Origin of the sequence: Flavobacterium sp. (assembly GCF_027531905.1) — a bacterium.
Classification (GTDB): domain Bacteria; phylum Bacteroidota; class Bacteroidia; order Flavobacteriales; family Flavobacteriaceae; genus Flavobacterium.
The window spans coordinates 1-6,651 of sequence record NZ_JAPZSU010000060.1 but is presented as its reverse complement, the minus strand read 5'-3'; the positions used below and the strand labels follow the sequence as shown (position 1 = coordinate 6,651).

Sequence of the window (6,651 nt, the reverse complement as noted above, 5' to 3'; positions counted from 1 at the left end):
AAAAGAGGCGCAATTGCCTCTTGTATTCTCTCTCAAAACTTTACGATAACTCCATAGTGTTGACGGATTTGTAATCGGTTCCGTTCAACACGGGTTTCATTGTTCGGCTTGCAGCCGCAACGAAACCCTAGCTGTTAGCAGTAGTTCTTTGTTTTCATTTTAAAAACCTGCGTTTCTAATTTCTGATGAATCTGTAATTTCTTTATCTAAAAAGATATTGGAATGTTTCGGATTTTTCGAAGAAAATTCAACTTTAAAATATTTGTTCAAATATTCGTCCCCAGAACTGTCAATATATTCTCCAGACTCATATCTTTTACCGTCATAAAAGTAAAAATATCTAGCATCTGTAAAATTTCTCTTGCTATTTATAAAAAACACTTTTGCTAAAGTATTTTTGCGGTTTCTTTCAATATCTAATTTCACTTCATCCAGATTTTTTCCAATAAAGAAGCAAGCTAGTACTAATACTAAAAAAAATACAAGTGGAACAAAATCCACATCTTTAGTTTTCATTTTATTTCTGCTATATTGTTATTATTCAAAATGTTGAGTCATTGAATTCTCCGTTTCGGTTTAGAATTACTGCTAACTAGCATATAGGTCTGATAAAATCAGACCTATCACACCAAATATAGAGTGATAGGTCTGACCTGAGTCAGTCTTTATGTTTTCCAAATATAAAAAAAATTATCATAAATCATCAAAAGGACTCTTAATTTGTTGCAAACTTTTCGTACTAACATGAGTATAAATTTCGGTGGTTTTGCTACTTCTATGGCCCAACAACTCCTGAATATACCGCAAGTCGGTACCGCTTTCTAATAAGTGCGTGGCATAACTGTGGCGCAACCAGTGCAACGTAGCCGGTTTGCTAATCCCTGCTTTTTGCAACGCTTGCTTCAAAATACTTTGCAAACTTTTCTCAGAGTAAGTAGCTCCAGCAATTTGCCCCTCAAAAAGCCAAGTTGTGGGCTTGAAAGTACTATAATAATTTCGTAACATTTCGAGTATTTTTGGAGATAAAGGGACAATTCGGTCTTTTTTTCCTTTGCCCTGGCGAATTAGGATAATACCGCGTTTGGAATCAATATCGGCGGGCTTTAAATGCAAAAGCTCGCTTCGTCTTAGGCCACAACTGTAAATCAAACACAACATCGTTTTATGTTTCAAATTAGAAGGAGCGTTCAAAATTGATTTTACTTCATCCTTGCTCAACACGTTCGGGAGTACTTTTTCTCGTTTGGGGCGATGAATTTTATCAATCTCAATTTTGGTTTCACGAATCGTAGCAAAGAATAATTTGATACCGTTCACGATTTGATTCTGATAAGAAGAAGAAATTTTCTTTTCCAAAATATACTCGTTGTTGTAAAGGATTACATCTTCATTGGTGATCTCTGAAATGGGTTTGTCGCGATAAAAAAACAAAAATGATTTTAAAGCCTCACTATAGGTCGTTATCGTACTTTCACTATACCGTTTCGAACGCATCCATTGTTTGAATTTTTCGAGTTGTGCAATGCCTTCATCAGAAGGTAATGTATGTGATAAAGTTTGAATTTTAAACCGAATCCGGTTTTCTAAGGTATCTGGCAAATGCCAAACGGCTAAGGTCTGACTCCATCGGGAGCCTTCAAGTTGCTTGATGCGGGAGATTAAGGCAGCATCTTTTTCGAAATAAACGGCTATTCTCTTTTCTTTTCGGTGGGTAATCAATTGGGCTTTCCAGTGCATAAGGCTTATAGTTAGAGAGTTAAAGATAATGAAAAAAGTGAAAAGTGAAAAGTGAAAAGTGAAATGTGAAATGTGAAAAGTGAATAGTCAGAAGTCAGAAGTAAGAAGTCTTCTGCCTTTTCCCTTCTGCCTTCTGCCTTCTGCTTTCTGCTTTCTGCCTTCTGCCTTCTGCTTTTTGCTTTTTGCTTTTTGCTTTTTGCCTTTTGCCTTCTGCTTTCTGCCTTTTCCCTCAATCGCTTAAATTATTAGACTTCATAAGACTCAAAATTGATTTTTTTTTAGACATTTATGGTTTGATATAAAAAACCTCTTAATAATGAACGTAAGCAACCTCTTTATAACCTTGCTTTTAGCATTTTCAAATCCGGTTTGTAGCCATAGTCAAAAGCTGCAAACCAAGACATTTTATCCAAAAGATTCAACCGTATTCAATGAGCAGTCCGATTTTGATTATTCGTATGGAACAAAACCGTATGGAAAAACAACCATGATAATTCGAGCCTCTAGTCGGTATGGAGAATTTCATTTTATTTTTAAAAAAAGAAGTAAAGCAATAGAACATTTTGGAGGGAATTATAGCGACGTATATGGCATAAAAACCGATGGAACTTGGGGAGTGGTTCGCAAAGACTATAATGAGCCTTTTACCCTTTCAAATCACAACCTTTATGCTTTTGTATTACTTTCAGATCATGGAGGAACTATTGAAAAAGTAAAATTTCAAGACTTTGGAAACGAAGTGTATTGGCCTGAATTCGATTACCAGAATTGTTTTGTTGCCGATGAAAACAAAGACGGGATTCCAGAATTTTATTTAACATACAACGGAGAAAGTGATGGATTAGATGCCAAACCTTACAAACAGCTAGTGTATACTTTTACTTTAAAAAATAAAGAATTTGTAAAGTCGAAAGCGACGGCCTATTTCCCTGCGGGTAACGAAGAAGACCACTACTATGAGGAATTTGACGCCAATTGGAAAGCATTAGCTGTGGAAATCCAAAGGAGAAGCAAAGCAATTTTGACTCAAAATAAGTCGAAAAATAAAAAGTAGAAGATAAAAAGGGATACTCAGTTAGTTGTGAATCAGTAAAATAATAGCATTTTAGCGAGTACGTTTTGTTTTCATAACAAAAAAACAGAAACAATGCTTTGCTAGGATGAAGAGTATAAACGCTACAAGTTTACACCTGACAGGTTTTTAAAACCTGTCAGGTGTTGTGAATTAGAAATTTACCACTACTTTTTGTTTTTATAACAAAAAAACAACAGCAACGCTTTACTAGTATGAAGAGTATAAACGCTACAAGTTTACACCTGACAGGTTTTTAAAAACCCGATAGCGCGGATTTGCAATCCGTGCCCACAACGATGAGCCGCAAACATAATCCAGCAAAACAAATCTACACGAAAACAAAGAAATACAAGTTATTTATTTGTTTGTTTTGTAGCTTTTATTGTATTTTTAAATAAAAAAATGTCAACAAAATATAAAGCAACAATCCTGTAAAAGAGAAAGTAGTTAGCTCACCAGAGGATTACTATTTTAGTTCTGCTAGAAATTATGCGGGCTTAGAAAATGATTTAGAGGTCGTAATGTTGGATTTATTTTAGATTTTTGATGCACTGTGTGGGCACGGATTGCAAATCCGCGCTATCGTGCGTAGAGATATATCCGCGTGATCGGGTCTATCGTGCGTAGAGATAGATCCGCGCGATCAGGTAGAAATTTATTTTTCAAAAAAAGAGATTAATTGTTTAAACTTCTTGTACATATCAACATAAGGGCTTTCTTTTTCAATGCTTTTTTGAGCTAAATAGTTATTATATCTTAAATATAAATCCTGAAATTTTGTGTCGTTATTTAATTTCATTACGATTAATTTCCTCAGCATCAATGTATTTCCAGTAGATACAATCAAGTTAAGATGTTCGCTTATATCTTTCTCATTTAACCAATAAATAATTTTTGTTAAGCTTTCATATTCTTCAAAAAATGGTACAACTGTTCTATAATAAAAAGATTTTAAAAATTCAATAAATAATAAAGATTCCTCATAAGTATAAATTTCAAAGTTTATATTTTCGGAAGACTCTATATACTTTAAACCTTGAGGGATATCTTTTGGGTTTGGTGAGATATGAATAGTGTATAAATCTATTAAATCAATATTTATTGCTTTATTAATAAGTGTTTCTACTTCATTAAATCTCTTATTAGCTGTTAAGCCTGAAATCCAAAGACAATCATACTCTGTCCAACCAAAACTTATACGAAGTCCCTCTTTATCTGTTTTTTTTTCATACCAGATATTTCTATCTATTATTTTTAATTGATAGCCATCATTTTCTAAAAATTGGCATTCATTTTTAATTATATTTATAAAATTTTGATTTGTCATATTGTTTTTAATGATTTAATATCTGATATCATATTTCCATTTCCTTCACTCCAGACCCCGATAGCGCGGATTTGCAATCCGTGCCCACAACGATGAGCCGCAAACATAATCCGTACCCTCAAAGCAAATCTACTCCAAAAGAAAAAAATACAAGTAATTTTTTTTCTTCATTTTGTGGCCTTTATTGTATTTTTAAATAAAAAAATGTCGACAAAATATAAATCCGATGGCCCAGAATTGGACGCCGCCATCGATGCTGTTATAGAAAAATACGGACGATCAAATTCTAATAAATATAGAGCAGTGGTTTAGTATTTATTGGCAGTACATTTCAAAAAAGAAAGTATTTATAATTAAATGCTTTGAATAGCAAGTATAAAAAACTCCGTTAGGGTAACGGAGTTTTTTTATAGGTTTTGATTACTTAAAATAAGAAAACGTTTCGTGGTTCTCTATTTTTAATAAAGTTTCATAGATTAATTGAATAACATTTTCGACATCTTTACGATGCACCATTTCTACAGTAGTGTGCATATAACGAAGCGGTAAGGAAATCAACGCCGAGGCTACACCACCATTACTATAAGCAAAAGCATCAGTGTCGGTGCCGGTTACACGAGAGGAAGCCAATCGTTGAAACGGAATGCCTTTCTCAGAAGCAGTATCCAAAATAAGTTCTCTAAGGTTATTTTGAACTGCTGGAGCATAGGTAATGACGGGGCCTAAGCCAATTTTGGTTTCACCTTCGATCTTTTTATCAATCATAGGTGTAGTCGAATCATGGCAAACATCTGTAACAATGGCAACATTGGGTCGAATAGTTTGTGTAATCATTTCAGCCCCTCTTAAGCCTACTTCTTCCTGAACGGCATTGGTGATATAAAGACCAAAGGGAAGCTTCTTCTTGTTTTCGTGCAAAAGTCTAGCCACTTCGGCAATCATAAATCCGCCCATACGATTGTCAATTGCACGGCAAACAAATTTATTGTCATTCATAATCATGAATTCGTCTGGGTATGTAATCACACAGCCTACATGAACGCCCAATTTCTCCACTTCTTCTTTGGTATCACATCCCAAATCAATAAAGATATTACTCGTTTTTGGAATTTCTTCTTTGTCTCGATTACGAGTATGTATGGCGGGCCAGCCAAAAACACCTTTTACGATTCCTTTCTTGGTATGGATATTTACGCGTTTCGAAGGTGCAATTTGATGATCCGATCCGCCATTGCGAATAACATACACCAATCCATCTGCGGTAATGTAGTTAACATACCAAGCAATTTCATCGGCATGGCCTTCAATGACCACCTTAAAAGGTGCGTCTGGATTGATGACACCAACGGCAGTTCCGTAAGTATCCGTTATAAAAGTATCTACATAAGGACGAAGGTATTCCATCCAAATTTTTTGTCCCTCAGATTCATAGCCAGTAGGAGAGGCGTTGTTTAAGTATTTTTCTAAAAATGCTAACGAAGCAGCATTTAATAGTGATGGTGAACTCATATAAAATTATTTTTTGCTAATTTATAAATTTGGCATCAGACTTGTATATAAATTTATAATTTTGAATCATAAATTTTTCCCATGAACCGAATCTCCATTTATTTGTTTTTCCTTTTGTGTTTTGTTACAGCTCAAGCGCAAGTTGTTCCCAAAGAAACGGAAAAAATCGAGCCTGTGCTTATTGAAAACGACAGTATTCTTAGCGATACCATTCTGTTACCTGAAATAATTATTAGCAAAGAAAAATTGAGTCTTGAGGACAAAAAGCAATTCCTAATTCTTCAAAATAGAGTCTATAAAACCTATCCTTATGCAAAATTAGCCTCCGAAAGATTAGTAGCACTTAAAAAAGGAATGTCGTTTTTGAAAACAAACAAAGAAAAAAAGAAGTATTTCAAAATCGTAGAAAACTATTTGACCAATGAATTTGAGGAAAAACTTAAAAAACTCTCAAGAAAGCAAGGTCAAATTTTAGTAAAACTCATTCATAGACAAACAGGGATCACGACCTACGAGCTAGTATCTGATTTAAAGAGTGGCTGGAAAGCTTTTTGGGCCAATACCACCGCGCGTATTTTTGATATTAATTTAAAAACAAAATACCAACCTTTCGAGGTAAACGAGGACTTTTTGATAGAAACGATTTTGGTTCGTGCTTTTGAATCGGGTCGTCTACAAAATCAGCCACCCGCTTCTCCAGTAGATTACGGAGCTCTTAATGAATCTTGGCAAGCAAAAGCAAGTCAATCCCACTAGTGTCTTTCATATATAACAAATATAGCTGTCTTCGGGCGGCTTTTTTTATACCTTCCTATATCATCACCCGTATCTCTCCAGTTCGCGCGATTCGTTACGAGTACTATTTGGGCGTTCTCCTTATATATAGACAAGTTTGTTTTTACACCAGAAGTATGGTGCTACTATATATAAGGAGCCGGGCTATCCGCTACAAGTCCTCGACTAGTTTCGTTATCACTACACTAGCCTGTGGGCTTTCCACTAC

Annotated in this window: 6 protein-coding genes and 1 pseudogene; 3 read left to right on the top strand and 4 right to left on the bottom strand. The window is 34.8% G+C overall.

What is annotated here, in order from left to right; genetic code table 11:
• Nucleotides 1–159: 159 nt before the first annotated feature.
• Nucleotides 160–516, bottom strand: coding sequence for a hypothetical protein (locus O9307_RS13605; RefSeq protein ID WP_298300256.1), 357 nt, complete (start codon nt 514–516; stop codon nt 160–162).
• A gap of 177 nt (nt 517–693) precedes the next feature.
• A complete protein-coding gene (gene xerA, locus O9307_RS13600) occupies nt 694–1,737 on the bottom strand; it encodes a site-specific tyrosine recombinase/integron integrase (protein ID WP_298300254.1) in 1,044 nt (347 codons plus the stop codon).
• 316 nt (nt 1,738–2,053) lie between these two features.
• Here xerA and O9307_RS13595 point away from each other — a divergent pair, with 316 nt between their 5' ends.
• Nucleotides 2,054–2,791, top strand: coding sequence for a hypothetical protein (locus O9307_RS13595; protein ID WP_298300252.1), 738 nt, complete (start codon nt 2,054–2,056; stop codon nt 2,789–2,791).
• A 676-nt stretch (nt 2,792–3,467) separates the two neighbouring features.
• Here O9307_RS13595 and O9307_RS13585 read toward each other — a convergent pair.
• Complete coding sequence (locus O9307_RS13585) at nt 3,468–4,139, bottom strand: hypothetical protein (RefSeq protein WP_298300250.1); 672 nt, start codon at nt 4,137–4,139, stop codon at nt 3,468–3,470.
• Nucleotides 4,140–4,328: 189 nt separating this feature from the next.
• Here O9307_RS13585 and O9307_RS13580 point away from each other — a divergent pair.
• Nucleotides 4,329–4,451, top strand: a pseudogene (locus O9307_RS13580) (DUF2853 family protein); the annotation flags it as partial.
• 108 nt (nt 4,452–4,559) lie between these two features.
• Here O9307_RS13580 and O9307_RS13575 read toward each other — a convergent pair.
• Nucleotides 4,560–5,648, bottom strand: coding sequence for a M42 family metallopeptidase (locus O9307_RS13575; protein WP_298300248.1), 1,089 nt, complete (start codon nt 5,646–5,648; stop codon nt 4,560–4,562).
• 81 nt (nt 5,649–5,729) lie between these two features.
• Here O9307_RS13575 and O9307_RS13570 point away from each other — a divergent pair, with 81 nt between their 5' ends.
• A complete protein-coding gene (locus tag O9307_RS13570) occupies nt 5,730–6,404 on the top strand; it encodes a DUF4294 domain-containing protein (RefSeq protein WP_298300246.1) in 675 nt (224 codons plus the stop codon).
• Nucleotides 6,405–6,651 lie beyond the last annotated feature (247 nt).

Coding starts and splice junctions, on each gene's coding strand:
- xerA (WP_298300254.1), bottom strand. CDS start 1,737: ATGCACTGGAAAGCCCAATTGATTACCCACCGAAAAGAAAAGAGAATA.
- O9307_RS13575 (WP_298300248.1), bottom strand. CDS start 5,648: ATGAGTTCACCATCACTATTAAATGCTGCTTCGTTAGCATTTTTAGAA.
- O9307_RS13595 (WP_298300252.1), top strand. CDS start 2,054: ATGAACGTAAGCAACCTCTTTATAACCTTGCTTTTAGCATTTTCAAAT.
- O9307_RS13605 (WP_298300256.1), bottom strand. CDS start 516: ATGAAAACTAAAGATGTGGATTTTGTTCCACTTGTATTTTTTTTAGTA.
- O9307_RS13570 (WP_298300246.1), top strand. CDS start 5,730: ATGAACCGAATCTCCATTTATTTGTTTTTCCTTTTGTGTTTTGTTACA.
- O9307_RS13585 (WP_298300250.1), bottom strand. CDS start 4,139: ATGACAAATCAAAATTTTATAAATATAATTAAAAATGAATGCCAATTT.